General features: G+C 61.7%; 23 protein-coding genes and 1 pseudogene. 7 read left to right on the top strand and 17 right to left on the bottom strand.

Annotated features, from left to right (window positions below):
• Nucleotide 1: 1 nt before the first annotated feature.
• Both BH682_RS26275 and BH682_RS26270 read right to left on the bottom strand, forming a co-directional pair.
• A complete protein-coding gene (locus BH682_RS26275; protein ID WP_075834597.1) occupies nucleotides 2-1,030 on the bottom strand; it encodes a 3-oxoacyl-ACP synthase III family protein in 1,029 nt (342 codons plus the stop codon).
• Nucleotides 1,027-2,262: a sedoheptulose 7-phosphate cyclase gene (locus BH682_RS26270; protein ID WP_075834594.1), complete on the bottom strand. Its 1,236-nt coding sequence runs from the start codon at nucleotides 2,260-2,262 to the stop codon at nucleotides 1,027-1,029. Before BH682_RS26270 ends, BH682_RS26275 begins: the two co-directional genes overlap by 4 nt.
• Nucleotides 2,263-2,438: 176 nt before the next feature.
• Here BH682_RS26270 and BH682_RS26265 point away from each other — a divergent pair, with 176 nt between their 5' ends.
• Nucleotides 2,439-3,053: a TetR/AcrR family transcriptional regulator gene (locus BH682_RS26265; RefSeq protein WP_075834591.1), complete on the top strand. Its 615-nt coding sequence runs from the start codon at nucleotides 2,439-2,441 to the stop codon at nucleotides 3,051-3,053.
• Nucleotides 3,054-3,146: 93 nt separating this feature from the next.
• Here BH682_RS26265 and BH682_RS26260 read toward each other — a convergent pair whose 3' ends face one another.
• From BH682_RS26260 to BH682_RS26245, 4 genes and pseudogenes are all read right to left on the bottom strand, one after another.
• Nucleotides 3,147-3,590, bottom strand: coding sequence for a hypothetical protein (locus tag BH682_RS26260; RefSeq protein ID WP_223304591.1), 444 nt, complete (start codon nucleotides 3,588-3,590; stop codon nucleotides 3,147-3,149).
• Between the two features lie 21 nt (nucleotides 3,591-3,611).
• Nucleotides 3,612-4,280, bottom strand: a complete 669-nt coding sequence (locus BH682_RS26255) for a FadR/GntR family transcriptional regulator (RefSeq protein ID WP_042447187.1) — start codon at nucleotides 4,278-4,280, stop codon at nucleotides 3,612-3,614.
• A gap of 102 nt (nucleotides 4,281-4,382) precedes the next feature.
• Nucleotides 4,383-5,588 carry an MFS transporter gene (locus BH682_RS26250; protein ID WP_042447245.1) on the bottom strand — a complete coding sequence of 402 codons (1,206 nt, stop codon included), beginning with the start codon at nucleotides 5,586-5,588 and terminating at the stop codon, nucleotides 4,383-4,385.
• A 122-nt stretch (nucleotides 5,589-5,710) separates the two neighbouring features.
• A pseudogene (locus BH682_RS26245) lies at nucleotides 5,711-6,686 on the bottom strand (helix-turn-helix transcriptional regulator).
• 102 nt (nucleotides 6,687-6,788) lie between these two features.
• Here BH682_RS26245 and BH682_RS26240 point away from each other — a divergent pair.
• Nucleotides 6,789-7,256, top strand: a complete 468-nt coding sequence (locus BH682_RS26240; protein WP_075834587.1) for a VOC family protein — start codon at nucleotides 6,789-6,791, stop codon at nucleotides 7,254-7,256.
• Nucleotides 7,257-7,640: 384 nt separating this feature from the next.
• On the opposite strand, the gene aztD is transcribed toward BH682_RS26240, so the two are convergent.
• The 10 genes from aztD to BH682_RS26190 all read right to left on the bottom strand — a co-directional run bounded on the left by aztD (nucleotide 7,641) and on the right by BH682_RS26190 (nucleotide 21,081).
• Nucleotides 7,641-8,888, bottom strand: a complete 1,248-nt coding sequence (gene aztD / locus BH682_RS26235; protein ID WP_075834584.1) for a zinc metallochaperone AztD — start codon at nucleotides 8,886-8,888, stop codon at nucleotides 7,641-7,643.
• 62 nt (nucleotides 8,889-8,950) lie between these two features.
• On the bottom strand, nucleotides 8,951-10,195 hold the full coding sequence (locus tag BH682_RS26230; protein ID WP_075834582.1) for a benzoate/H(+) symporter BenE family transporter: 1,245 nt from the start codon (nucleotides 10,193-10,195) through the stop codon (nucleotides 8,951-8,953).
• 4 nt (nucleotides 10,196-10,199) lie between these two features.
• On the bottom strand, nucleotides 10,200-12,902 hold the full coding sequence (locus tag BH682_RS26225; RefSeq protein ID WP_065351508.1) for a helix-turn-helix transcriptional regulator: 2,703 nt from the start codon (nucleotides 12,900-12,902) through the stop codon (nucleotides 10,200-10,202).
• The gene (locus BH682_RS26220; RefSeq protein ID WP_075834580.1) at nucleotides 12,899-14,284 is read right to left on the bottom strand and encodes an MFS transporter; all 1,386 of its coding nucleotides are present in this window, start codon (nucleotides 14,282-14,284) and stop codon (nucleotides 12,899-12,901) included. The genes BH682_RS26225 and BH682_RS26220 overlap by 4 nt, the downstream gene beginning before the upstream one ends.
• Nucleotides 14,285-14,328: 44 nt before the next feature.
• Nucleotides 14,329-15,111 carry a 1,6-dihydroxycyclohexa-2,4-diene-1-carboxylate dehydrogenase gene (locus BH682_RS26215; RefSeq protein WP_007729779.1) on the bottom strand — a complete coding sequence of 261 codons (783 nt, stop codon included), beginning with the start codon at nucleotides 15,109-15,111 and terminating at the stop codon, nucleotides 14,329-14,331.
• Nucleotides 15,108-16,661 carry a benzoate 1,2-dioxygenase electron transfer component BenC gene (gene benC, locus BH682_RS26210; protein WP_075834578.1) on the bottom strand — a complete coding sequence of 518 codons (1,554 nt, stop codon included), beginning with the start codon at nucleotides 16,659-16,661 and terminating at the stop codon, nucleotides 15,108-15,110. Before benC ends, BH682_RS26215 begins: the two co-directional genes overlap by 4 nt.
• Before the next feature lie 31 nt (nucleotides 16,662-16,692).
• A complete protein-coding gene (gene benB, locus BH682_RS26205) occupies nucleotides 16,693-17,202 on the bottom strand; it encodes a benzoate 1,2-dioxygenase small subunit (protein ID WP_065351507.1) in 510 nt (169 codons plus the stop codon).
• An 11-nt stretch (nucleotides 17,203-17,213) separates the two neighbouring features.
• Nucleotides 17,214-18,611: a benzoate 1,2-dioxygenase large subunit gene (benA, locus tag BH682_RS26200; protein ID WP_042447174.1), complete on the bottom strand. Its 1,398-nt coding sequence runs from the start codon at nucleotides 18,609-18,611 to the stop codon at nucleotides 17,214-17,216.
• Between the two features lie 260 nt (nucleotides 18,612-18,871).
• Nucleotides 18,872-20,500, bottom strand: coding sequence for a 4-hydroxyphenylacetate 3-hydroxylase family protein (locus tag BH682_RS26195; protein ID WP_003939685.1), 1,629 nt, complete (start codon nucleotides 20,498-20,500; stop codon nucleotides 18,872-18,874).
• A gap of 11 nt (nucleotides 20,501-20,511) precedes the next feature.
• On the bottom strand, nucleotides 20,512-21,081 hold the full coding sequence (locus BH682_RS26190) for a flavin reductase family protein (protein WP_007729773.1): 570 nt from the start codon (nucleotides 21,079-21,081) through the stop codon (nucleotides 20,512-20,514).
• 273 nt (nucleotides 21,082-21,354) lie between these two features.
• Here BH682_RS26190 and BH682_RS26185 point away from each other — a divergent pair, with 273 nt between their 5' ends.
• Entirely contained in the window at nucleotides 21,355-22,293 is a 939-nt protein-coding gene (locus tag BH682_RS26185) for an AraC family transcriptional regulator (protein ID WP_075834576.1), read from the top strand.
• Here the strand turns inward: BH682_RS26185 and BH682_RS26180 are convergent.
• Nucleotides 22,290-23,060: an IclR family transcriptional regulator gene (locus tag BH682_RS26180; RefSeq protein WP_075835497.1), complete on the bottom strand. Its 771-nt coding sequence runs from the start codon at nucleotides 23,058-23,060 to the stop codon at nucleotides 22,290-22,292. The genes BH682_RS26185 and BH682_RS26180 overlap by 4 nt on opposite strands.
• Before the next feature lie 199 nt (nucleotides 23,061-23,259).
• Between BH682_RS26180 and catA the strand changes: the two genes are divergently transcribed.
• The 4 genes from catA to BH682_RS26160 are packed head-to-tail and all read left to right on the top strand — an operon-like array spanning nucleotide 23,260 to nucleotide 26,499.
• Entirely contained in the window at nucleotides 23,260-24,099 is an 840-nt protein-coding gene (gene catA, locus BH682_RS26175; RefSeq protein WP_003940427.1) for a catechol 1,2-dioxygenase, read from the top strand.
• Nucleotides 24,100-24,128: 29 nt separating this feature from the next.
• Nucleotides 24,129-25,250 carry a muconate/chloromuconate family cycloisomerase gene (locus BH682_RS26170; RefSeq protein ID WP_003940572.1) on the top strand — a complete coding sequence of 374 codons (1,122 nt, stop codon included), beginning with the start codon at nucleotides 24,129-24,131 and terminating at the stop codon, nucleotides 25,248-25,250.
• A 13-nt stretch (nucleotides 25,251-25,263) separates the two neighbouring features.
• Nucleotides 25,264-25,545, top strand: a complete 282-nt coding sequence (gene catC / locus BH682_RS26165) for a muconolactone Delta-isomerase (RefSeq protein WP_064112385.1) — start codon at nucleotides 25,264-25,266, stop codon at nucleotides 25,543-25,545.
• Between the two features lie 6 nt (nucleotides 25,546-25,551).
• Complete coding sequence (locus BH682_RS26160; RefSeq protein WP_042447166.1) at nucleotides 25,552-26,499, top strand: helix-turn-helix domain-containing protein; 948 nt, start codon at nucleotides 25,552-25,554, stop codon at nucleotides 26,497-26,499.
• Nucleotides 26,500-26,603 lie beyond the last annotated feature (104 nt).

The following is a 26,603-nucleotide window of genomic DNA, read 5'->3' as shown; positions in this document are numbered from 1 at the left end:
CCTATCCCTTCTCGTATCCGGTGTATTCGACGACTGCGCATCCCCATGTGAACCCGACGCCGATGCCGGTGAGCATGATCCGGTCTCCGGGGTGCAGGGCCTTGCTGCGGCGGAGCAGGTCGAGGCCCAGTAGTGGGTCGGCAGCACCGGTGTGGCCGATGGTTCTGCCGAGTTCGACCAAGGTCTGCTCGGCGCGGATCTTCAGCGGTTCGAAACATTGTTTGCGAAGTAGGACGTTGCCGAAATTCGGTACGATCCAGGTGGCGATGTCACCGTGATGAGTGGCGGCATCACCCAAAGCTGTTTCAGCGCACCGAGACAGGGCGGCCGCGTTGCGTGACCAGAACTCGTCGATGGAGTGAGTCTCGGTGAAGCCCCCCACCCGTGCTCGGAGATCGATCGGGTCGGCGGTGCCGTAGACAGGCATGCTTGTGCGCTCGTGCCCGCGGTGCATCTGCTCGAGGTGTGCATCAGTGACTACGGAAGTCGAAAGAATACGAAAGGGACCCGGATCCGGGCCGATGACAGCAGCGGCCGCGCCGTCTCCGTAGGCGAGACCGCTGTCGGAATTCCACCGGTCGAACAAGGGGAGACGCCAAGCGTCGGATGCAGTTACCAGGCCTTTGCCGTGTCCGTCGAACCAGCGGCCGATCAGTTCGATTCCGACGATTGCTCCGGCGCAGGCTGTTCGGATCTCGATCGGCAGGCAGTCGTCGATGCCAAGTTCGTTCTGAATGTAGGCGCCGCAGTTCCACGCCTCCAGGCCGTTGTGCAGAACCACTGCATGCACGAGTAGGTCGATTTCGTTGCTGCTGATTCCGCTGTCGGCCAACGCAGCTCTGCCTGCGAAGACTGCCATCTCCGGCGCGGATTCGCCGATATCAGGGTCCGACACTGCAACCGAAGTCTGTCCGGTCTTCTGATGTTCGACGGGATCGAACCGTCCTTCGGTCACCATGTCGGAGGCTTGTTCCCGCCTGTCCGGTAGGTATGAGCCGAAGCCTTCGATGTAGAGGCCGCCCCACCTCATGACGCGACCTTCGTCACCGACGTCTCACGGACGCGTAGCTCGTCGCTCTTCCTGTTCAAAAGGGCGGAGGCAGAGTTGATTCCGTCGATCGTGACATCATTGACGAAGTGGTGCCCACCGATCCCGACCGGCAAAGGCAGCCGTTGCCGCCCGTCCCGATGACGCACTGTGTCGGCCAATGCGGCGCCGAGGACGCCCGGTGTGGACAAGACGTCGTTCCAGGTGGGAAGGCCGAGGCGCCTCATTACAGTCAGGACGCGATCAAGTTCAGCTTCACTGACACTTCCCCGCAAATAACCCAGTGCAGACGTCAATGCCATGTCGACAGCTACGGCTTCACCGTGCAGAAGTTCCGGTAGTGCTTCCATCTCGAGCGTGGGCGAGAATGTGTGGCCGTAGTCGACGCAGCGTTCGAGGCAGGATTCCCACAGATTGGGCTGCAGTTCCTCGAGCATCAGGTGGATCGACTCGGCGATGACTTGTGTTGCTGCTGTGTCGAGTTTGTCGGAAGAGCCCTGAAACCTGTCATCGATCAATCGTTCCCCGAAGATTTCCAGCAGTTCGAAGAGGTCGAGGGATTTGATCAAGGCCATCTTGAGTATCTCGGCAAGGCCGTTGGACAAGTGTCGGTTGTCGAGGGTACGCAGGAATGCTCGGTCGACAAAAGTTGCCAGGGCCGGTGCATACGTCCCTAGTCGATTCTTGCCCATGCCGTAGTTGACTCCGGTCTTGACGCCGACCCCGGCGTCGACGAGGCCGATCAGTGTGGTGGGGACCCGGATGTACGGCGTTCCGCGGCGGTAGACGCTCGCGGCGAAACCGACGATGTCGAGTAGAACACCCCCGCCGATCGCGATTACCGGCTCCCTGCGTCGGTCGATGCCGAACCCGTTCATCGCGTCGACCACCCGCACCGCAGAACCCCACTCTTTGACCGTCTCGTCGGCTCGCATCGGTACGAAGGATGCTCGTATTCCGTGGTGTTCGAAGTAGCCTCGAATTCGATCCCCGTGAATTCGGTCGACGTTCGCGTCGATGATGATCAAGCGTCGGTCTCCGCGGTGTAGCGACGCTGCGCTGCACCCGTCGAGTAGTCGAGTGCTGTCCTTGGCGAACAGATTTCGTGCGGCGATCACGTGATACTCGACCTGTTTGACCGCTTCGACCTTCCATGTCGAATCGGTGGCCGCGCTGTGGCTGAGACCCAGTTTGAATGAAGCGGCACTACGCATGTCGATCCCCCTAGACGGTGTGAAAGAGCGTTCGCGAGCTGTGTCAGCAGTACGGCGGTACTTCAGTGAACGAAATGAACTTTCGAGGAGAACAGTAGGACATTCGCATAGTGATCGCTACAAGAGTAGAATAGATCACATTTGGATCGGTAGATGCTGCGGAATTGGGAGGTTGCATGGCCGGGGTGCCGGGACAAGGGCGGAAGTTCGACGTAGACGCGGCCTTGGACAAGGCGATGTATGCCTTCTGGGAGCACGGCTACGAGGGGACATCCGTTGCCATGTTGACTGCTGCGATGCAGATCAATCCACCGAGTCTCTACAGCGCTTTCGGCGGCAAGGAAGGAGTGTTCTTTGCCGCCGTCGATCACTACAACGCGACTCGCGGCGACTTCATGGACCGGGCGTTCGCCGAAGAGCGCGAGGCATCCGAATTGATTCGCCGCCTCTTGAACGACGCGGCGTCCCATTACACCGACGAGTCTTGTCCGGGTGGTTGTCTGATCATCAGCGCGGCGGTCAGCGTGACCGACGCCAACAGTCACATAGCAAACCGATTGCGCGACATGCGAAATGCCAACGTGGTATTGCTGTCGCAGAGGATCTCAGCCGATATCGCCAACGGACTCTTGCCCGCTGACTCCGATCCCGAGGACCTTGCCGAGTTCATCGGCGTAGTCATCCAAGGCATGTCTCAGCGCGCCCGAGACGGTGCAACACAGAGGCAATTGGAACTTGTAGCGAACAGGTCTTTCGACTCGCTGAACTTCTCGAAAGACCTCATCGGCTGAACAGATTTCAGTTGTTGGTCGTGGGTCGAGCTGGATTGGGTGATGGAGAGCATCGAGGTCGGTCCTAGTGACCTTCTATCCCAATATAATTCGTCACTGACCGTGATGGCTGTCGGTTCGTTGAAGGAAGGGGCGGGGCCAGGCGCCGAGTGCAAGGACGGCGAGGGTTGTCTGGACGAGTCCGGTGGTGAAGAAGATGCCCTGCAGCGGCGACCAGGCCAGGATCATGGCTATCTCGACGAAGATCCAGGTCATCATCGTCAGGCCGGCGGCGGCGTGCAGGCCCCATGCCAGGCGGAACCTGTTGTGCTGAGCGAAGAGTGCGACGGCTTGGATGCCTCCGACGACGACGCCGAGGAGGATTCCGGGCCAGAAATATGAAGGGAAGACGGTTCCCTCGATCCACTCCGGAGGTAGGCCCATCCCGCCGCCGATCGTCAGGCCCGCCATTCCTACGAGCGCAGAGAGCAGGTTGAGCCACGCGATGGCGGACAGACCGATCCGGAGACCCCGTGGAGGGAGCGATGTGGACGTCATGCCTGACAACGATAGAGAGGGTCAGTCGAGCCCGTCCATGTTCCTGCGCGTTGCCGCACTGGCAGCGTCGGCATCACCCGCGACGATTGCTTCCACCAGATCTCGGTGGGCAGCGGCTTCGTCGTCGATGGATTGGGGGTTTCGTGCCGTGACGTCGGTGATCACGTCCAGGGCCGAGTTGCGGAGCGTTTCGATGAATGAATCGAACACCATCGACAACACGCTGTTGTGCGCAGCATTCACCACGGCGCGATGTAGTTCCATGTCAGCGTCGACAAATTCTGTTGGTGTCGAAGCATTTTCACGGGCTGCGAGTGCTGCCCGTAACAGGTCGACGTCGGCAGAGGTCCGACGCATGGCAGCCAGGCGGCCCGCTTCCACTTCCAGAAGTCGGCGTACTTCGTAGACTTCGCGGCGGTCCGAGCGTTTGAGTTCTCGCTCGAGTTCTGTGACCGGAGTCGAGGACATGACGTAGGTGCCGGACCCTTGATGCGAGTAGAGCTGGCCCGACGCAATCAGTGCGCGAACTGCCTCTCTGCCGGTCGAACGCCCGACTCCGAGGAGTGTGCTCAGATCCTGCTCGTTCGGGATTTTGGTCCCGACCGGCCACTCGCCGTCGCCGATGAGGCGCGCAAGTTCGTCCGCGGCTTTCTGTACCAGCGACTGCTGCTTGATCTGGCGCACTGCCATGTGACTGCTCCTGACTGACTCGGTGAACCGCAATGGAGCGGCTCACCGAGTAATACTTCATGTCCTCCGATGAATCTTCAGACTACGGGGCCGTCTTTCGGTTTATCGAAGGGCGATGACGTCCAGTTCGCGCTCCGTCTCGTCTTCCGGGTCGAGTCGTCGATCGCGCAAGGTGAATGCGATGACGGCGCCGACGAACAGCACTGCAGTTGTCGCCCCGATCGCCATGCGCGGTCCGAAGTGATCTGCCAGGTAGCCGAACAGCGGAGATGCGATGCCCCCCACGGACATCGCGAGTCCGAGCGTCACCCCACTTGCTGTGCCGGGGCGATTCGGTAGGTAGTCCTGCGCCAATGTCACCTGTGGCGCGAAGGGCAGGAACATAGCAAATCCGAGACAGACGATTCCCAATTCGGCAACTGCGACGTGCGGGGCGGCAGCGAGCAGTGCCAGTGAAGGTACCGCAAGCAGGTAGCCGAGTCGGATGGATGCGCGTCGACCACGACGGTCCGCGAGGACTCCTCCCAGTAGCGTTCCGGCCGCTCCTGCCAATGTGAAGGAGGACAACACGATTGCAGCGCTCGAGGACGATCCGTTCAGTGCGTTGAGCACGAACGGTGAGACCAACGACAGTGTGGTCACGTACGGAATTGACCAACAGACCGTTACCAGCACGAGTCGTGTGAACGAGCGCCAATCGTCTGACACGGGACCGTTCGCTGCCAGTTGCGCACTCAACGACTGGGCTGATTCGGCCGCACCCGTGTTGGCCGATCGCGACTGGGCGACCATCCACCAAATAGCCGCCACCACTGCAGGAACTGCGAGCAGATAGCCGCCGGACAAACCGAGTGAGCCAACCACGAGCGTGACAAACGGTGGCGCCAGCGAGGCGCCCAACGTACCGCCCACGGAGAACACGCTCATGGCTTTCTGTGAATGACCTCCAGCCGCGCGTGCCAAATTTGTGGCGGGAGGATGGTATGCGGCGATGCCGATGCCGGCCACGGCAATTGCCAGCCAAGTGACGATGTAGGTGGTGCTCATCGCTGCCACGACAATGCCTGCTGCGGCCGTCACAAAACCTGTGGGTACCAGCCAGTTTCGGCTCTTTCGATCGACCAGCATGCCGAATGCAGGTTGCACGACACTGGATAGTCCGGTCGCGGCGAGCGTGATTCCGGCGACCGCGGAATAGGAATATCCGCGTTCGAGCATCATGAACGGCAACAGTGCAGGCACAGCCCCCTGGTACAGATCGTTCACGACGTGTGTGCCGGTGAGAAATGCAACTTGCCCCTTCTTCATCTCCTTGGGCATCCCTTCGTTCAGGTCTTCAAGTCCTCAGGTCCTCTGAGGACTTGAAAGCTATCACGAACCCGCGGGCGCACGGTTGTGTTGGAGACCTGGATCTCATTCGAGACGACTGACTAACTCTCAGCAGTCGCGGCGTTGCGGGCGGCGAGTTGCGCGAAAGCGTGGGTAAGTTCTGGCGGGCCGACGACATCGATGTCGGTGTCGAATCGGTTGAAGGAGGCTGCCAGCGCCGTCCAAGACCATGATCCGGCTTCGAGACTGCACTGCTCGGGGCCAAGATCTTCGACGATGCCGTCCCCGACAAAGGGAAGAACATAACTGGCTGGTCGATGGAGAACGACCTTGCCGTGGCACGGCCAATTGTTGATATGTTCCGATCCTTTGAAGCGCGCGGACACCGTATTCGCTGACGTCGCCGCCGGGGATTTCCTTCGGCGTGAACCGGGGACCGTTCGGGGTGCGTGGGGTGATGCGATCGGCGCGGAAGATTCGCCAGTCGTCTCGCGCGAGATCCCACGCGACGAGATACCAGCGACGCTTGGAGGTCACCAGATGATGCGGCTCCACTCGGCGCGGCGGTGTTATTTCGCTGTTGTCGGTTGAGTGGTCGTTCGAGTAATCGAAGCGGAACACCTCGCGAGCGCGGACTGCAGCGGAAATCGCTACGAGCACCTCTGGGGACACGGAGTCTGCGTCGCCGGAACCGGCCGAAATCGTGGTGAAACTGAGCGCGTCGAGGCGATGGCGCAGACGCGACGGCATCACTTGCCGCACAGTGGTCAACGCTCGAACCGCATCCTCTTCGATACCGACGCCGATCAGCGTCGCCGCCTGCAGCGCAACTGCCAGTGCGATGACCTGATCGTCGTCGAACAGCAGGGGTGGCAGCTCGCTGCCGGCGTCGAGTCGGTATCCGCCGTCCGGGCCCATGGTCGCCGCAATGCGGTAACCCATCTCCCTGAGCCGGTCGATGTCGCGGCGGACAGTGCGATGGCTGATGTCGAGCCGCTCGGCGAGTAGAGCGCCCGGCCAGTCGCGTCTCGTCTGCAAGAGGGACAGCAGATTCAAGAGTCGAGTGGTGGTCGCCATGCGGTGAGACTACGACGAGTCTAGGACGAAAACAGTCCTATACGGCTGTGAGAGTCGACGTTGTCAGGGAAAACCCGAGCGACGTTCGTACCAGGAGCAGACATGAGCATCAAGACAACGACCCACCTCAACTTCCGCGGAGACGCCCGCGAGGCTCTGGAGTTCTACCAGTCCGTCTTCGGTGGCCAGGTCACGATCGCAACCTACGGCGACTTCGGGATGCCCAAGGAGGTGCCCGGCGCTGAGAACGTCGTGTTCGGCCAGGTGGAGACAGAGGACGGCTTCTGTGTGATGGCATACGACATCCCTGGACAGTCGGGCGGCTCGGTCGGCAACGCAGGCTCGACACACCGCGAGAACGGCACCACGATCACTGACCAACCGTTCTTCGTCTCGGTTCGCGGTGAAACCCTCGAAGAGGTGCAGAACTACTGGGCCAAACTCTCTGCTGGTGCATCGATCATCGAGGGTCTTGCCGCCGCGGCGTGGAGCCCCGGTTTCGGCATGCTCACCGATGCGTTCGGGGTGACGTGGATCCTCGACGTCGCTGCCGGCGAAAACCCGGCCTGATCATTCAGACGACGAAGCCGCTGGCACCGAAAGGTGTCCAGCGGCTCCAGCGCGTCGGTGCCCGTCTTGCGCCTCTCGGCAAGTGGCCACTCGAAGTGGCAATTCTGGGGTGGTACCCGGGGCAAAGAATCGAACACCGACACCATCTCCAACGAACCTCCACACGGAGTTATTCCATGCTGACTTGTGCCGCGGTCAATCGTGGTCCTGCTCATCGCTCAGCTCCAGCAGAGCTGGCGACAACGGCTTTCGATTCTCTTATGCGCGCGTCGTAGCACCTCGAGGATTGCCTGGGTATGAGATTCCCTGGTCAGTAGGCGAAGCACGAGAACGGCTCAGGCCCTCATCTCGGTGTGAGATGGGGGCCTGAGGTGAGGATCTGAATCAGCCGGTGACACCGGTCAATTCGTTGGGGGCGTGATCGAGAGTGGTCTCGGTCAGGATGCTGCCGTCCTCGAGGTCGACTGCGATCAGCTTCTTCGACGCGGGGTCGGTGACGTAAGCGGTGTGGTCTTCTACGAAGAGCGCGGGCCTGGGCTCTTGCCATTTGGTGGGCTCGGTCCATGCGTCTATGACGGCGATCTTCTTGGTGACGACGCCGGTGTTCGGGTCGATGACGTGGATGGCGCCGTCGGTGCCGAGCACCAGTGCCTCTCCGTGTGGTCCGCGGCCGAGTGAGCGGAAGGTGTAGCTGGTGCCGAGGTCGACGAGCTTGAGTTCGGACGTCGTCGTGTTGGTCAGCGAGACCCGTTGCGGACGTTCGAGTTCGGCGTCCTTGTCGGTCTTGTAATCACCCAGCACGATGTCCGACTCCTCCGAGCCTGCCTGATTTCCGATGCGGCCGTATGCATCCGGACTCTGGACCTTGGTGATCGCTCCGTTCTTGTACACGAGCAACCCGTCCTGGCAGCCCAGCACGATGGCTTCGCCGGCAGCGACTGCTTCGCCGTGGACACCGGGGCACTGTTCGTTGCGCAGGATTTCCCGGCGGTCGGCATCGAGGATGGCAATGCCGTTGCGGGACTCAGAATTTCCGATGGTCGTCAACAGGCTGCCATCGGCAAGTGCGACCGCAACGCCGTGATGGGGTTCTGGCGTGGTGTACGTCTCGACGCGGGGTTGGCGTTTTGCCAACTGCGCCGGATCGAAGATCTCGACCAGTCCCGAGCCGTCGTTGAAGAGAACGGTTTTTCCGGCATGGCGTACAACGTGTCCGGGTTCGTTGGCTGCGAACTCGACCTCGGACATCGCGGGATCGGCTGTGTAGTAATGAGAATGATCACCGTGAGCCGAAGACCACGTGCCGGTGTCGAGCACCTTGAATGCTTCGCCGGCAGAGATCATGACGTGGCGACCGTCGCCGGCCGGGTTGAGTCGGGTGAAGCCGTCGATCTCGGTCTCGCCGACCACGTCGAGGGAAGTTGCATCCAGCACCAGGACGCCGCCGTCGTACGACACGGCGAGACGTGGTGTTGCCGAGGCCTGTTCGGTTGGTGCGGCCGACGTCGTGGTCGTGGTTTCGGACTGGGCGGAGTCCTTGTTGTCGGACGAGCAACCCGTAACGAGGGCGAGTGAGAGGCCTACTGATGTGGCAAGGGTGAGGCGCCGCGACATGCGGGTGTTGAGGTGCATGGGTATAGATCTACTGCTTAATGTAAATGATTGTCAAAGTCGAGTATGCGAATATTCGCATGTCAGGTGTAGTCGGCTCGCTCGAGCATGCGCGAGGCGATGACCCCGAAGACGAGTCCCCAGAAAGCGGCTCCGATATTGAGTAGCTCGATGTCGGAGATCGTCACGAGGAACGCGATCAAAGCGCCGAAGGTGAATTTCCCGCCGAATGCGGTCACGAAGGCTCCCTGTAAGGCCTTGAGCATGGCCAGACCACCCAGAGTGACGATGAATGCCGTCGGAGTTCCCAACATCATCGCGACGAAAGTCGGGGCGAACAGTCCGAAGACGACGGCGAGTAAGCCGCAGAAGATTCCGGCGGTGTATTGGCGTGTCCGCTCTCCCGACGCCGTGAGCAATGCGTTCGTCGGCCCGGTAAGGCACGTCGAGATACAACCCACCGCCGCGTTCACGAGAGAGAACACACCGCAGGCAACCGTTGCTGCCCCGATCGGCGGTTGATGACCCGCTGCGCGGAGGACTGCGATTCCTTGGCCGTTCTGCACGACGACGACTGTGATCGCCAGCGGTACAACCAGTTCGATCATCGCCTGCCAAGACCAGGTTGGCGTGGTCAGCATCGGATGCGCCAGCCACTCGTGCGCGTCGCCGGTGGAGTTGAATCTTCCGGCCGCGAGTATCACGACCACGCCGACGATCAACGCGCCGAGAACGGGCGGAACGAATCTTCCCAGCTTGGCGAACACGCTCAGAGCGACAAAGGTGGCGATCATCGGCAGGGCGATCACCGCGTCGTGGGCGGGCGCTTCGACCAAATCCGTTCCGAAATGAAGGAAAACGCCTGCCACCATTGCCATTACGATGGGCAAGGGTAATGCGGCCATGATCGGTGTGACCCACCCTGTCAATCCCAACAGCAAGATCAGGGCGCCGGTCGCGAAGAACGCTCCGAGCACTTGCTCCCACGGCAGATGCTCCAACGACGCTCCGACGACAACGGTTCCGGGAATCGTCCAGAAGAAGGCCAGCGGCTGCCGGTACAGCCAGGAAGCCGTGATGGTGAGAATTCCGTTGACGAAGAAGGCACCGAAAAGCCAAGAGGCCAATTGAGCTTGACTCAGTCCACCCGCCAACCCCGCAGCGAGAATGACCGCCACCGGCCCGGTGGCCGAGAAGACGATGCCGATGATTCCGTTGGCAATGGACGTTCCGCCGAAGTCGCGCAAGACCCGCTTCGGGCCGTAGAGCGGTTGGGGGAGTGGCTCGGTGACGACGCGAACGGGCGCAGTCGTCGTAGTGTCCGGCATGTTCTCAGTTCTCCTGATGCGGATCCGAAAGCCCTCGGTCGCGGAACAAAGCCGCGAGTTCGCTCCGTGATCGCAGTCCGAGTTTCGCGTACGCGCGCGTGAGGTGATATTGAATGGTCTTGACGGAGAGGAACAATTCGCCGGCAGCTTCCTTGTTGGACTTGCCCGCTGCGACAAGGTCGGCGACGGCTCGTTCTTGCGGGGTCAGGTCGGTGATTCCCTTCTCCGTCCGCGAGAGGTTCAACCCGCCCGCGCGGAGTTCGCGCTCGCAGCGCTCGACGTAAGTAGCGGCGCCCAACGAGTGATACAGCTCGCGGGCGGCGCGGAGGACGACGTCGGCCTCCGCGCGTTTCCCGGCCCGGCGGAGAGTTTGGCCGTAGGCAAAATTGATTCGGGCTCGGTCGTAGGGGAGCGGCAGCGTCTCGATGCCGAGTAGTGCAGCATCGAAACTTTCTCTTGCCGAGTCGAGTTCGCCCCGTGCGCCGTGGATCCGGCCGCGAACGTAGCCGAGACGTGCCGCAGCTGAGCGGTGCTCCCGACGTCGTGCGGTCTGCTCGTGTGGTTGCAGAAAGGCGTCGGCATCATCAGCTCGCCCGACCATGACCAATGCATTGGCGTAGAGATCGACCCACGGCCAGAAGCCCGGCTCGTCGAGCCATTGTTGCGCCTTGCTCGAGGTGAGCGGAGCCAGCGCCACCAGAACTTCGGCGTAGTCGGCGGCGGCCTCGGCAACCTGGGCCCTGGCGAGAAGTGCAGGAACATACATGATTTCGTAGGCATGAATGCCGGCGTACGCACGTCGCACATGGTCACGGGCCAGTTCCCAGTTGCCGCGCAGAGCGTGAATCTGTGCTCCCGACCAGTGGACCAACGGCCGGATGATCTCGATCTCGAACCGATCCACCTCGGCACCGGCGCCCTCGACGGTCGAGAGCGCTTCGTCCCAGGCGCCGAGAGCGAATTGAGTGCGGGCGAGCCAGGCCTGTGCCCACAGTGAGATTCTTGCCGAACCACTGGAAAACTCTGTGGACACCGCGCTTTCGAGGTCGCGTCTGGCGGACTCCGGGTGGTCCAACGCAAGCTCGAGCCATCCGCGTCCCATCTGGAAGCGCTGTGCTTGGGCTCCGGGGCGGACACGATCGGAGAGTTCGGCGTATGCCGCGAGCGCATTCTCGGTTCTTCCGGTAGCACCGAGCCCGAGACCCTTGATCGCTTCGGACTCCACTGCTGCGGGATCAGAAGGGCCCACCAATTCGACTGCGCGGTCAACCCACTCGACGAGCGCCGTGCCATCGAGCCGAGCCAGAGAATGCAGGACCATTCGTTGGGCGATCATCGCAGCGATGCCTGGCTCACGATCCACGCTGCAGCTGTCCCACGCTCTGGTCAGAAGATCGGCGGCCTCGGTCGGTCGCCCTCTATGGATGGCGAGGTAGCCGAGGACGGCGTCGCGGAGAGGCCCGCGCGAAATACTCTCGATCTCCGGCACGAAGACCATGGCGCGGGGGATGTCACCCGATCCGGTCAGCGCGTCGACTCCGCGGAGCAGTCGGTCCTCGTGTTCGGTTCGGGCTGTGGTGAGACGGCTTGCCGTGACCATGGCGTCGGCGACTTCCGACCACGCGCCGTCGGATGCTCGTAGTGATGCGTACGCAACGAGTTCGGCGGCGAGGTCCTCGTCATGGGTGGTGCTGGCAGCGGCAAGGTGGAAAAGCCGTTCACCTTCTCCCCAAGCGATCTCGGCTGCGCGTGTGTGCAGCAGATGCAAGTGCGCGGGTCCCAACGCCCCGCGCACTGCGGCCGTGACCATCGTGCTGCTCAGTGACACCTCGGTGCTGCCGCGCTGCTCGTGGACAGAAAGGAGGCCGCTGGCAAAGGCGCTGTCCAAGGCGCCGACCACGTCGTCGATTTCGGCTAGCTGAGCAAGATGCGACAACGTCGTGCTGCGCCCGACAACTGCTGCGGCTTCGATCAACGTTCGTGCTCCCGCCGAACACGTAGCGAGGGCGGCGGCGATCGACACTGCACGATGGCGAGGGACGGGCAAAGTTCGGTGCCACTGGGTCCAATAGGTAGGTGGCAGCTCGTCGAGAAGCGAGACGATGTCGAGTGTGTTGCCCGCGGTGAAGTCCTGAAGGGCAAGCGCGACGCCGGAACTGAGATCGATTCCGCTTCGCATCCGGGCGATGTCGATGATGACGGGTGCGTCGATCGGGCTGATGTGCAATCGCGTCGACCAGTGCAGGTCGAGAATCTGCCTGACATCCTCGCGCAGGAACGGCGTTTCCTCGGCGACGAGGACGAACAGCAGTGGTGCCGTTCGGCCTCGATGGAGGGCGGAGGTGATTGCCTGAAGCGAGCTGACATCGCTGTGATGGGCATCGTCGACGACGATCAGGGTCAGTTGCTCCGCTGCGTCGACGATCTCGTGTGCAACGGCGACCGGGTCCGAGTTGGAAACCGGACGTTCGAGTAGTTGTTCGATCACTCCGAAGGCAGTGTTCGATTCCCACTCCAGCCCACGAGCGCGGCGGAGCGTATGAGCGGAAGAGATTTCGGCGAACCGGTCGACGAGAGTGGACTTACCGCTACCGGCATCGCCCTCGACCAGCACGAGAGTCGGCACTCCTGTCTCTGCCGCGGCCAAGGCTCGGCCGAGAACGGCGAGCTCGCGTTCTCGGCCGAGCAACAGGTCACGAAGTGTCACCCGACTACCGTAACGCCGGGCTCACCACGGGTTTCCTTTTCGGCACGGTCTCCATCGGATCGAAGTGCAGTGGCACCCAGGTCGGGTGCTTGCTTCGGCACGAAGAAGGTGACGATGGCGCCAAGCACCGCGATGCCGGCGAAGACGTAGAACGCCGATTCGGAACTGATTCCGGCGCTGATCAAACTTCCGCCGATCAGTGGCCCGAATATCCCGCCCAGACGTCCGAATCCGGCGCACCACGCGACACCTGCGGCCCGAGCGGTCGTCGAATAGTAGTTGGACACGAATCCGTAGATCAGAACCTGAGTACCGATGGTTCCGACACCCGCGATGGCAACGGAGGCGAGGAGTACGGGAAGCGGGAACCCGAATGTGAACAGGAGCAGGGCGAGTGCGGCCAGGCCGAAGGTGGTTGCGACAACCCGCTGAGGACCGGTTACGTCTGCGATCTTGGAGGCGAGAAGTCCACCGATGATGGCACCGCCGTTGAGTACCAACAGGAACGAGAGCGAACCCTTCGCGTTGTATCCCGCGTTTTCCATGATCTTGGGCAGCCAGGTGTTCAGTCCGTAGGTCAGGAGGAGGCCGGCGAAGCTCATGAGGCCGAGAAGCGCGGTGCCCCAGACATATTGTCTGCTCGCCAACGCTCGGAAGCCGACCTTCTCGGCTACGGCGTCGTTGGGTCGATCTGTACCGACAGGCAATGGAATTCCGGTTTTCGAGGAAATGGCGCGAGCTTCCTCGACACGTCCGCGAGCAATCAGCCACGCGGGAGACTCGGGCAGTTTGAACCAGGCGAGTGGGAACAGGAACACCAATGGCAGGGCGCCGATGAGGAACAGTCCGCGCCATCCGATGGAATCACGGAGAACGATCGCCAGGACGGAAGCCATGACGCCACCGGCCGGGACACCGCTGTAGACGATGGCGTTGAACAGATTGCGGCGTCCCGGCGGCGCGAACTCGGCAATCATGGCTCCGGCAGTGGCGACAAGCCCACCGACACCGATGCCGGTGAAGAACCGCAGCAGACCGAAAGTGGTGATGCTGGTGGCGAACGCTGCCAGTGCCATTCCGACCGAGAACCAGATGATGTTGACCAGCATCATCTTTCGGCGACCGAAGTGATCGCCGATCGCTCCACACGTCAGTGCGCCGACCATCACTCCGACGAGTGCATACGAACCCAACGCGCCGGCCTGAGATGCGGTCAAGGTGCCGATATGGCTGGGGTCGTCCATGAGTACGGGCAGGATCGTGCCGTACACGACCAGGTCGTATCCGTCGAACAGAATGGCAATGGCGGCGATGGTGACCACCCACAACACTGACGAGCGATGGCGGGCACTGGCCCAGGAACCACGTTCGATCGAGGACATGGCGAATCTCCGTTCGAGAGATCAGGAATCGGGGGAGGCTGGATTCAGCCGAGGTCGCCACCGGCGACGGGCAGAACCGTTCCGGTGACATACGAAGCCTCTTCGGAGGCAAGGAAAGTGATAGCAGCAGCCTGTTCGTCCAGGGTGCCGTAACGCTTGAGTAGCGACGAGTCGACGGTCTGGTCGACGATCTGCTGGTACCAGGCTTTCTCCTCGTCGGTCTCGGCACCCGGCCCGCGTGCCACGACGCGTGGTGGCGCCTCGGTTCCGCCGGGAGCGGTTGCCACGACGCGTATTCCGTACTGCGCGACTTCCATCGCCAGTGCAGCGGTGATCGCGCTGACCCCGCCCTTGGCCGCCGCGTAAGGAACACGGTTGACACCGCGGGTGGCGACCGAGGAGACGTTGACGATGGTGCCGCTCGCCTGCTCGATCAGATGGGGCAGTACGGCGCGACACGTCCAGAGCGTGGGGAACAGTGATCGTGTGACCTCGGCTTGTATCTGCTGCGGCGTGTAGTGCTCGTAGGGTTTGGCCCAGATGGTCCCACCGACGTTGTTGATCAGGACGTCGATGCGTCCGAAGCGCTCCAATGCGGAATCTATCGCATTCTGGGCACCTTCGAACGTCTCGAGGTCCGCGGTCACCGAATGGGAACGCTCCAGCGGTGTCGCGATGTCGTGAACCAGTTCAGCTCGATCCACAAGCGCGACGGAACCACCTTCTGCGGAAACTCTTTCGGCAACGCTGCGCCCGATCCCCTGAGCCGCTCCGGTGACGACCACGACCCGGTCGTCGAACCGGCCGGCGAAGAATCTCGTGCTCACGACGCCACACTTTCCCGAGCGTCAGTGATGGCGCGGTGCATCGTCGACTTGGCGTGTTCGCTGTGCTGGACGATCAGATCACGGGCCGCGGTGCGATCATTCTGCTCGAATGCACTCACGATACGTGAGTGATCCTCCGCGACATGTTCGTCCACCCAATCGGCGGTGCGGAGCACTCGGTTCATCAGTTGTGTGACCTCGAGACGGTGGTATGCCTGCAGCAGCACTTCGTTTCCGGTGCAGCGGAAGAGGAAGTCGTGGAACAGGGCATTGGTTTCGGTGAATGCCGCTGCGTCCGTGAAGTGATCGCGGTCGATGGAAGCAGCCGAGTTCTCCGCCAGAATGCGGTACTCCGTCAACTGTGCCGGAGTGAGGCGGCCGATCGTGAGTTCCATTGCTCCGAGTTCGAGGGCCATCCGAGCGTCGAACTGTGCGTCCGACTCCGTGACCGGCAGATGTTCTTCACCGATCTCGTACGTGCCGGCAGCTGATTCTTCGGCCGAGGCTGCCGGTGAATCAGCCGGTGCTGCCGCATTGTTGAACTTTTCGAAGTAGAAGTTCGTGGGTGTGATCGATACGTCCTTGAAGTGCAGACGTACGGCTTCGACCATCGGCGGCGGGCCGCACAGGTAGACGTCTACGTTGCCGTCGTCGAGGTGATCGGGCTCGATCAAGCCCGTGACATAGCCCTTGTTCGGTGCTGTGCTGTCGGGATCGGATACGCAGTAGTCGAAGGTGAACTGGGGTAGAGACTCCGCGTAGTCGTGCAGTTTGTCGAGTTCGACGAGATCGGTGTCGGAGCTGACGCCGTAGACCAGATGGACGGGCCGAGTGGAGCTTTCGGTACGCATCTTCTCCAGTATGGAGAGCAGCGGGGCCAAGCCGGTTCCACCGGCAAGCAGTAGGGCTCTCCGTTGACCTGACCGGAGGAAGAAGCTACCCATCGGTCCGGTCAATTCGAGAGTGTCGCCTACCTGCGCACGCTGACTGAGATACTCGGACATCAGACCACCCGGGGTGATCTTGACCAGGAACGACGCCGACGCGACCTCAGGGCCGGAGCTGAACGAGTACGACCGCGTCGCTTCGGTTCCGGGAACGAGGATGTTCACGTACTGACCGGGGAGGAAGACCAGATCTGCGCGGTTGTCGACTGCGACGGTGAAACCCACCGTGGAATCCGAATGGCGAATGATCTCGGTGACGGTGGACGTGTACGAACCGGCAGTGGTCTTGGCGACCGCCGACGTGGTGGGAATCTGCAGCACGAGATCAGATTCCGGCACCATCTGGCACGGAAGGCAGTATCCCTGCTCGGCCTCGTCGTCCGTCAGGGCCTCCTCGATGTAGTCGCCGGCGTCGAAAGTACCTGACTCACAGAGTGATTTGCAGGTGCCGCAAGCTCCGTCGCGGCAGTCGAGCGGAATGTTGATTCGTGCGCGGTACGACGCGTCCGCGACGGTCTCGTCGGTGTTGCATTCGACGAAGCGGGTTATGCCGTCTTCGAAACTCAGGGCTACTTGAAAGGTCGGCGCAGCTTGAATGCTCATGGGAAACAGCTCGATTCGAAGGGAAGTCGTGTCAGAAGTGGTAGATGTCGACCACGTGATGGATGTAGTCGTTCTTGAGGACTACCTTCTTCTTCATGATCAACGGCTGCTCGCCCGCGAAGTCGATCGTGTAGTGCGAGGTGCCGAAGTAGGTATCGACTGTGTTGTAGCGGAAGTACAGCGTGAACCAATTGAAGCGGACGTCGACGACGAAGCCGCGTTCTTCGATCACTTCCACGTTGGTGATGTTGTGACCGGTGCGGGGCTCGGGAAGGCTTGTCGCGCTGGAACGGTCAGTCCTGATTCGGAACACGCGGTCCTCGATACCGCCGCGATTCGGGTAGTAGATCAGGGAGATCTCTGCGGCCGGGTCCGTGGTCAGCTCGCCGTCGTCCGCCCATGCGGGCATCCAGTACTCGGAATCGGGGTGGTAGCACTCGATCCACTTCTCGAACTCGCGATCGTCCAGATAGCGAGCCTCACGGTAGAGAAACTGCTGCACTGTTTCGAGGGCGACGGCATTGGTGGTGGTGACAGTCATGATGATGGTCCTCAGATGGTCCGGTTGGAAGCGGCTTGCTCGGCATCTACGGCCGCAAGCATGGCGTCGCGCCAGTACCCGTGCTGAATGGGATACAAGCCTTCGTCCTCGGTCTTGGCTCCGCTCGAGAGCACACGATTCATGCCGAGATCCTTCGCGACGTCGTTCGGACCGGGAATCTGGTGTGTGACGCCACGGCTGAGGTCGTTCCACGGGGCGCCGGCTGCCTGGTAGGTCTTCTGGCAGGAACGGAACTCTTCGAGATCGTCCGGGGTGGCCATACCGCTGGCATTGAAGAAGTCCTCGTACTGACGGATGCGGTTGCTGCGCGCTTCGGCGCTCTCTCCCTTGGGCGCGATGCAGTAGATGGTGACTTCGGTCTGGTCCACGGAGATCGGACGGAAGTGCCGGATCTGGCTGCTGAACTGATCCATGAGGTAGACGTTCGGATACAGGCAGAGGTTTCTCGACGCACCGACCATGAATTCGGCCTTCTTGGAACCGAACTGAGCCTCCAGTTCTGCTTTGCGTTCGAACAGGGGTCGGTCCTCGGGATTGCCCCACCACATCCAGAGCAGGAGGTGGCCGTAGTCGTAGGAGAAGTATCCACCGCCCTGCTTCCCCCAGGTGCCGGCGTCCATGGCTTTGGTCTCGTTGGACGATTCACCGGCGGTGCGGCGAGCGGTGGTAGCGGCGTAGTTCCAGTGCGTCGAAGACACGTGGTAGCCGTCGGCACCGTTCTCGGTCTGCAACTTCCAGTTGCCGTCGTAGGTGTAGGTGGATGCACCGCGCAGAACTTCGAGTCCGTCAGGTGACTGATCGACGATCATGTCGATGACCTTCGTGGTGTCACCGAGGTGCTCTTCGAGTGGCAGCACGTCGGGGTTGAGGCTGCCGAAGAGGAAGCCGCGATAGTTCTCGAACCGCGCCACCCTGGTCAGGTCGTGTGAGCCGTCTTTGTTGAACTGCTCCGGATAGCCACCGGTGCGAGCGTCCTTGGCCTTGAGGAGTTTTCCGCTGTTGTTGAAGGTCCAGCCGTGGAACGGGCAGGTGAAGGTGGTTCGGTTGTCGGTCTTACGGCGACAGAGCATCGCACCGCGGTGGCTGCATGCGTTGATCAGCGCACCCAATTCGCCGTCCTTGTTGCGGGTGATCACGATGGGCTGACGGCCCATGTAGGTGGTGAAGTAGTCGCCGACGTTCGGGATCTGGCTCTCGTGCGCGAGGTAGATCCAATTGCCTTCGAAGATGTGCGTCATCTCGAGTTCGAACAGTTGCTCGTCCGTGAAGACGCTGCGCCGCACCTGGTAGCGGCCGGTCTCCGGGTCCTCGACGAGCGCGTCGTCGAGGGCGGCGCGGATGTTCGCGAACTGGTCGGTGCCGCGGGCAGCATCCAACATATCCGTCATGGGTGTCCTCCAGATAAGAGTGGGCGCCTACCGAGAAAGCCGAGGGCTGTCGGACCAAATCGGTGGGACCCGCTTTCCGGACGGGGCTGCGTCCGGTACTGAATTCACCTTGACATCGTGTGTCTCGGGTCACACTAGGCAATTGCCTAGTCCTGACCAAGGGTGCAGTGTTCGTCGAATTCTGCTGATGGGCCATGCCTGCTGAAGACGACGAGCAGGGCGGACTCGACATCGCGAGTCCGCCCTACCTGCCGAGGGGATTACCGGTTCTTGAAGAACGAGACGTCGTCGTTGCCGATGAGGTCAGGGACCGTCCAGCCGTCGAGGTCGTATTCACTCAAGCACTGCTCGGCCAGTCCCTTCATGGAACTTGCGTGTCCACGATTCTGGGCTGCGAACAGCAGTTCGGCTTTGACGTTCTCGTGATTGCCGGAGTAGTTGCGCTCGTAGAGTTCGTGTCGGCCGCCGAACTCGGTCCCGATCGAATCCCACAGCGCCTTCATGACTTTCACGCGGTCGACGGCGGTGATGCCGTCGGAACCGCGAACGTACTTGTCGAGGTACGGACGCACGTCCGGGCTCTTGAAGTCGAGTGAACTCGAAGGCAGGTAGATCAAGCCCGACGCGACGTCCTGTTCGATGATCTCCTTGATCCGCGGGTATCCCTGGATCATGAACATTCGATAGGTGAGGCCGTACTCGAGCTTCGGGATCACCGAATCGCCGACCCACTGTTCGGGATCGCGTGCCATCGATTCGGTCAACGACCAGAAGAGGTTTCGCCACCCGATCACCTCACCGACACGGGTCTGGACTCCGCGGAAGCCGCCGGCGCCGGTGGCTTCGAGTGCCTTCATCAACAGTCCGGCGATGAAGTCGAGCTTGACGGCCAGGCGAGTGCAGCCCTGAAAGGTGAAGCGCGGCAGGAAGCCCGATTGAGGGAAGAATGCGTTGATCCGGTCGACGTCGCCGTACATGAAGACGTTTTCCCACGGAACCAACACCTTGTCGAAGACGAAGATGGTGTCGTTCTCGTCCATGCGACTCGACAGCGGATAATCGAACGGACTGCCCATCACCGCAGCATGTTCGGTGTACGAGGTGCGGCAGATCAGCTTCACACCCGGCGCGTCCATCGGTACCGTGCAGATCAGGGCGAACTGCTTCTTCTTGATCGGCAGACCGTAGTGAGCGATGAAGTTGTAGTTCGTGATCGCCGATCCGGTGGCGACCACTTTGGCGCCGCTGACGATCAAACCTGCGTCGGTTTCCTTCTCCACCTTCATGAAGACGTCACCGACCTCGTCCGGTGGAAGTTGGCGATCCACCGGGGGATTGATGATCGCGTGGTTCCAGTACAGAACTTTCTCCTGCGATTCGCGGTACCAGCGTTCGGCGTTGTCCTGGAACGGTGCGTACAACTCCTTGTTGGCGTGGAGGGTGCCCAGGAAACTCGCCTTGTAGTCGGGGGAACGGCCCATCCAGCCGTAGGTCATACGAGCCCACGTCGCTATGGCATCGCGTTCCTTGAGCAGATCGGCCGAGGACGTCGGAGTGCGGAAGAACGGCATGGTGACACCGCCGTTGCCCGTGTCCGTCGGAACGGTCAAGGCGTCCACGTGCTCGCCCGTATGCAGAGCGTCGTACAGCCTCGCGGTCATGCGGATCGGATTCCGGAACGCGGGGTGTGTCGTGACGTCCTTGACGCGATCACCGTGAAGCCAGATCTCGCGACCGTCCTGCAGGCTCGAGATGTACTCGTCACCGGTCATCGGTCGGGTGGCGAAGTTCTTCGTGCGGTTGGCTTCGCAATCGGCGGCCGGATTGACCTGTGGCGCTCCGGAATCTGCGGGATCGACGCCGGTGGGAGGAATTTCGGTGGTCGTCATGGCAAAGCCTTTCAGATCGTTTGGGGTGCGGGCTGAAGATGAATCGGGGTGAACGAAGTGGTGGCGTCGAACCAGCCGCTGTGGGGGTCGTCCTGACTTCCGTTCCAGACTGTGGTCGACGAGGTAGCGCCTAGATCGTGAAAAGTGCTTCGGTAGAACAGAAGCGGATCCTTGCCACTCGACTGAGCGTCGACGATCTCGCCGATGAAGATGATGTGGTCACCGCCGTCGTACTCCCTCCACGGGACGCACGAGATGGTTGCTGCGGCGCCGTCGAGCAGGGGAGCGGTCGGTCCGTCGATCCACCTCGGCTCGGTGCGCTGCGGTCGGCCGGCAAAATGCATGGCCGTGTCCACTTGGTCGGAGGCAAGGATGTTGACCGCAAACGGCGCGTTGCCGAGGTAGCCGCACGCCTTGGACTTGCGAGTCATCGTGATCTGGCACAGCCGTGGTTCCAGGGAAATGGCCGTGAATGCGGTGACCGTGGCTCCGTGTGGTTGACCGTCGGCATTGGTACAGGTGATGACGGTGACGCCGCTCGCGAATTGACCGAAGATTCCTCGAAGCTGATTTTGTTCCATGACCGGACCTCCTTGTCGGATGGCGGTTGAGTGAGAGTGCCGCGAAGTGCGGGAGGGAAGTAGTGGGCGACTCGCGCCGGGAGTGAAGACGAACGTACGGCGGGCGCAGGCTTCGGTCGATCCGTACAGCGCGGTGGCTATCCGGATTGCGCACCCGATCGCGGCCCGTACCCGTTTTCTCTTGGAAGTGACCGGGGACACAGTGTTCAATGATGTTCAGCGCCCTTGCTCGGCAATGTGGCTGGTCACGGGTTTGGAAGGTGAAGAAGGACGATGGTCGACTCCATGATCGGTACAGCTCCCCGCGACTGGGACGAGGCGTGTCATGCGGTTTCGGACGCCTACTTTCCGCACACGCTGACGCCGTTGTCTCCGCATGCGGCCAGTGGAGTCGGGGTGTGCACCACCGAGTTGGGACCGCTGAGGATCGCTCATATTCGGTGGGGAGCAGACGTCGCCGTCGAATCCGATCATCCCGGTGCCTATGGGGTGAACATCCCGCTCTCGGGCGAGCTCGAGTCGGTGTTCGCGGGCTCGCACGTGCTCTCGACGCAGGGTGTTGCGACGGTATGTCCACCCGACATCACGACAAGAATTACGCGGTGGAGTGCGGACTGCGAGATCGTCGGAGTCCGGATGGACCGTCAGTACCTCGACCGTGAGATGGAAAAGGTTCTCGGTCGACCCGGAATGCACTTGCCTGATCAGGTGGATCTTCGGGGCGACGACGGAGCCAGATGGCTGAAATTTGTTCGCTCACTGTCGGATCAGATAGTCGGCCCGGTCGGCGTGCTGCACAACGAACTGGTGGCAGGTCAGCTCTCCGGCGCCGTGGTCACGGCATTCGTCCTTGCCGCAATGCCCGAAAGCGAGGACGCGGTGCGACACGCCAGGCCACGCATCGTCAAGCGGGTGCTCGACGAGATGCACGACGACCCGGCCCGCGTGTGGACCGCAGCCGAGATGGCGGAGGTGGCGGGCGTCAGCGTACGGAGATTGCAGGAGGGATTTCGGCAGTACGTGGGCCGGAGTCCGTCGGAATGCCTGCTCGACATCCGTCTCGAGCGGGTCCATGCAGATCTGGTGGATGCCGACGACTCGACGACGGTCACCGATGTCGCTGTGAGATGGGGTTTCACGCACACCGGACGGTTCGCGTCGTCCTTTCGGCGTAAGTACGGATTGCTGCCTTCCGAGGTGTTGAGGCGCTAGCTTCGGTACCCCATGTCCGCGCTGAGTTGGTTCGCCTTTTCGACGAGGAAAGGCGCGACGTCGGAGCGGAAAGCTTCCGGGGATGTTCGTCCGGCCGAGGTCGAACACGCTGTCACTCCGACGACGCTTCCACCGGCGTCGCGGACGGGAGCAGCGAGGGAAATCAGGCCGTCTTCCAGTTCCTCCGATGTGAGCGCGTATCCCTGCTCGCGCACCACCCGGAGGGCGGTATGGAATGCGCCTTCGTCGGTGATCGTGGTGGGTGTGAGGGCGTCGAACGTGGAGTTCGCGATGACGTTGTCGACGATTTCGGTTGGCGCCCAAGCTAGCAGGGCTCGACCCATGGAGGTGGCATATGCAGGCACTCGGGTGCCGACGCTGACGTTGATGCTCATGATCCGCCGGACGGGTACACGCGCGGCGTAGACCACGTCGACACCGTCGAGCACCCCGAGCGACGCCGACTCGTGGGTGTGTTCTGCGATCTCCAACAGACGAGGGAGCGCCGCCTCCGTCAAGGCATGTGATGCCGAGAAGTGCTGCCCGATGCTCAGAACGCGTGGGGTGAGCGACCACCGACTGTTGTTGCCGGTGACGTATCCGAGCTTCTGCAGCGTGAGGAGGATGCGCCGGACCGCGGGGCGGGAGAGACCCGTTTCGGCGGCAAGATCGGCGAGCGACGGGTTGGGGTTCTTCTCGTCGAAGGCCGTCAGCACAGCAAATCCACGCTCGATGCTCTGGATGTAATCGCGATCGTTCTCGCTCACGGAATGGCCTTTCATCTGCGGGTATGCCCGATCGGCGCCTTCGAAGGTTGACAAACCTTGTGACTGGGCGCACAGTACAAGCGTACGCACAGCGTAACAGATGTACGCAGAGCGTACAACCCAAACTTGGGGAGCCGACGCAGCCCAGCAGTACGGCACCCACCCGGTAACAGCCACATACGGCCCCGAGGAGGACCACATGACCACTTCCGAGAGCCCCACCGCAGTAGGTTCGGGTACTGCCGCCACCGACAAGTTCCTCCAGGAACGAGTCAGCGCGGACACCCCGCCCGAACGCGTCTCGGCCATCGCCAAGGACGTGCTCGAGGCACTCGCAGGCGTCATCGACAAGCACGGCATCACCTACCCCGAGTACCGCGTCCTCAAGCAGTGGCTCATCGACATCGGCCAGTTCGGCGAGTGGCCCCTGTGGCTGGACGTCTTCCTCGAGCACAACGTCGAGGAGGTCGCGTACCGCGGTCAGCACGGCACCAAGGGAAGCATCGAGGGCCCGTACTACGTTGCCGATGCCAAGACGTTGCCTGCCAAGTGTGAACTTCCGATGCGTGACAACGAGGTTGGATCGAAGCTGGTCTTCGAGGGCCAGGTTCGCGATCTCGACGGCAAGGGGTTGGGCGGTGCAACCGTCGAACTCTGGCACGCGGACGACGAAGGCTACTACTCCCATTTCGCGCCGCACATCCCCGACGGCAACCTCCGCGGAACGATCGTCGCCGACGACGAGGGACGCTTCGAGATCACCACGATTCAGCCTGCGCCGTACCAGATCCCGACCGACGGCCCCACCGGCTGGTTCATCGAGAAGGCCGGCTGGCACCCGTGGCGTCCGGCTCACCTGCACCTCATGGTGAAGGCTCCCGGTAAGCGCACCATCACCACCCAGCTCTATTTCAAGGATGGAGAGTGGATCGAGAACGACGTGGCAACGGCGACGAAGCCCGAACTGATTCTCGATCCGAAGCCAGGTGCCGACGGAACCAACCGGGTCACATACGACTTCGTGCTCGATCCGGCCTGATCCACAACTGCTCTGAAGAAAGTGATTTGATGACAGACCTGTCGATCGTCTCCATCGAGACGACCATCCTCGACGTTCCGCTGGTTCGCCCCCACAAGTTCGCCACCACGTCGATGACGGCGCAGCCGTTGTTGCTGGTCGCGATTCGCACCTCCGACGGGGTGATCGGATACGGCGAAGGAGTCGTTCCGGGCGGGCCGTGGTGGGGTGGCGAATCGGTGGAGACGATGCAGGTCATCATCGAGAAGTACATCGCGCCGGTGGTGGTCGGCAGGCGCGTGGATCACATCACCGCGATCATGGCCGACATCGAAAAAGTTGTTGCCAATGCACGATTCGCGAAGGCCGCAGTCGACGTGGCGTTGCACGACGCCTGGGCGCGTAGCCTGGGAGTCCCCGTGCACACGCTCCTCGGCGGGGCTTTCCGCGAGAGTGTCGACGTCACGTGGGCACTGGGTGCTGCGCCGGCGGACGAGATCATCGAGGAAGCTCACGAAAAGCTCGAATCCCGGCTCAATTTCAGCTTCAAACTCAAGATGGGAGCACTCGATCCAGCAGTCGACGTTGCGCGCATCGTCAACATCGCGCAGGCGCTGGACGGCCACGCCGGAGTCCGTGTCGACGTCAACGCACGGTGGGATCGCTTCACTGCCCTGCGGTACTTGCCGCAACTCGCCGAGGGTGGAGTCGAACTGATCGAACAACCCACTCCGGCAGACCAAATCGAGGTCCTCGCCGAACTCAGTAGGCTTCTACCGATTCCGATCATGGCCGACGAGAGTGTGCAGACCCCACACGACGCTCTGGAAATCGCCCGCCGGAGCGCCGCCGATGTCATCGCCCTCAAGACCACCAAATGTGGTGGCCTCCAGCGCAGCCGCGACATCGTCGCGATTGCCAAGGCCGCCGGTATCGCGTGCCACGGTGCGACGTCCATCGAAGGCCCGATCGGCACCGCCGCTTCGTTGCACTTCGCGTGCGCCGAGCCCGGAATCAACTTCGGAACAGAGCTTTTCGGCCCACTGCTCTTCAGTGAAGAGTTGCTTCAGGAACCCCTGAAGTATTCCGAGGGTCAGTTGCACCTCCCCGCCGGACCTGGCCTGGGAGTCGAACTGAACATGGACGCCGTCAAGACCTGGACCAGGAACTAGAGGATAGAAGAACATGGCACTCTTTCACGTTCGGATGGACGTCGATATTCCGCGCGACCTGGATCCGGAAGCACGCGCCGATACCGTCGCAACGGAGAAGGCGTACTCGCAAGACCTTCAGCGACAGGGAAAGTGGGTGCATCTGTGGCGAATTGTGGGACAGTTCAGCAACATCAGCATCTTCGATGTCGAGTCGGCTGACGAACTCCATGAGATTCTCTGGAACCTGCCCCTGTTCCCGTACATGACCATCGAGGTCATGCCGTTGACGCAGCACGGATCTTCGATCAAGTAGCCCGCCATGTCTGCCGTGTCTGCCACGCCTGCGAGCCTGCCGGAATCTGTGCAGCAGTGGCACTGCGAGATGTCGGAGACCTTCGGTGGCCTGTGCCCCGAGAGTTCCGTCGATGCCGCGCCTGTCGGTACGGTCAGCGGCGTAAGTCTCGGGGACGTAGGCGCTTTCGACATCTCCGGTTCACCGCAGATACTGCGGCGGAGCGCACGCGCAGCAAAGCGACACGGTAGTGATCTGCTCAAGATCTGCACGGTCCGAACCGGGAGCGCGATACTGCGCCAATCGGACCGCGAGTTGACGGCCCCGCCCGGCGCGATGATTCTCTACGACGTCGAGCATTCGTACGCGCTGCGTTTCGACGGTCACTGGTCGTGCACCGTCATGACCCTACCGCGCAGTGCGGTGAGTCTGACCGAGCGAGAACTGAATTGCGCGCTCGAGCGCACCCACGACGGTCGGCGTGGGTCCGGTGCATTGCTGGAAAATTTCATCTCGGGCGCTGTTGCATCCCAGGTCGACGGCAGCGCAGCCGGGCTTCTCGGAGATGCTGGAGTCAATCTCGCTTCGGCAGTTCTGATGCAAGGATCTGCGCCCGCGACACCCGGACGTTCGACGCGAGAGGAGATCTTGCGATATGCGCTTCGGAATCTCGACTCACCAGACCTCTCGGTCGCGTCGATCGCCGGTGCGTTGCACCTGTCGCCGCGAACCGTTCAGCGTCACTTCGGTGACGGGGATCTGACCCTCAGTGCGCTGATTCGCCGCGAACGGTTGATCCGCGTACGCCGCGATCTCACCGACGTCTCACTGCGGGGTCATTCGATCTCCATCCTGGCCGCACGATGGTGTTTCCATGACGCACCAGCGTTTTCGCGTGCATTCAAAGCGGAATTCGGTGCGGCGCCGTCGGAAGTACGTAACTCGCCTGATCCGAACGCCCGCGAACGTCACTGATCTGTCGCATCCGAACAACAAACGTGTCCGATCACGACAACTGGGAGCCCGAATGCCGGGGCAGAGTGTGTTTCAGATCGCTTTTTCAGGCTCGCGAAGAGCTC

It is taken from the genome of Rhodococcus sp. YL-1 (assembly GCF_001942025.1).
GTDB lineage: Bacteria > Actinomycetota > Actinomycetes > Mycobacteriales > Mycobacteriaceae > Rhodococcus_F > Rhodococcus_F qingshengii.
This window is presented reverse-complemented; position numbering and strand designations above follow the sequence as displayed.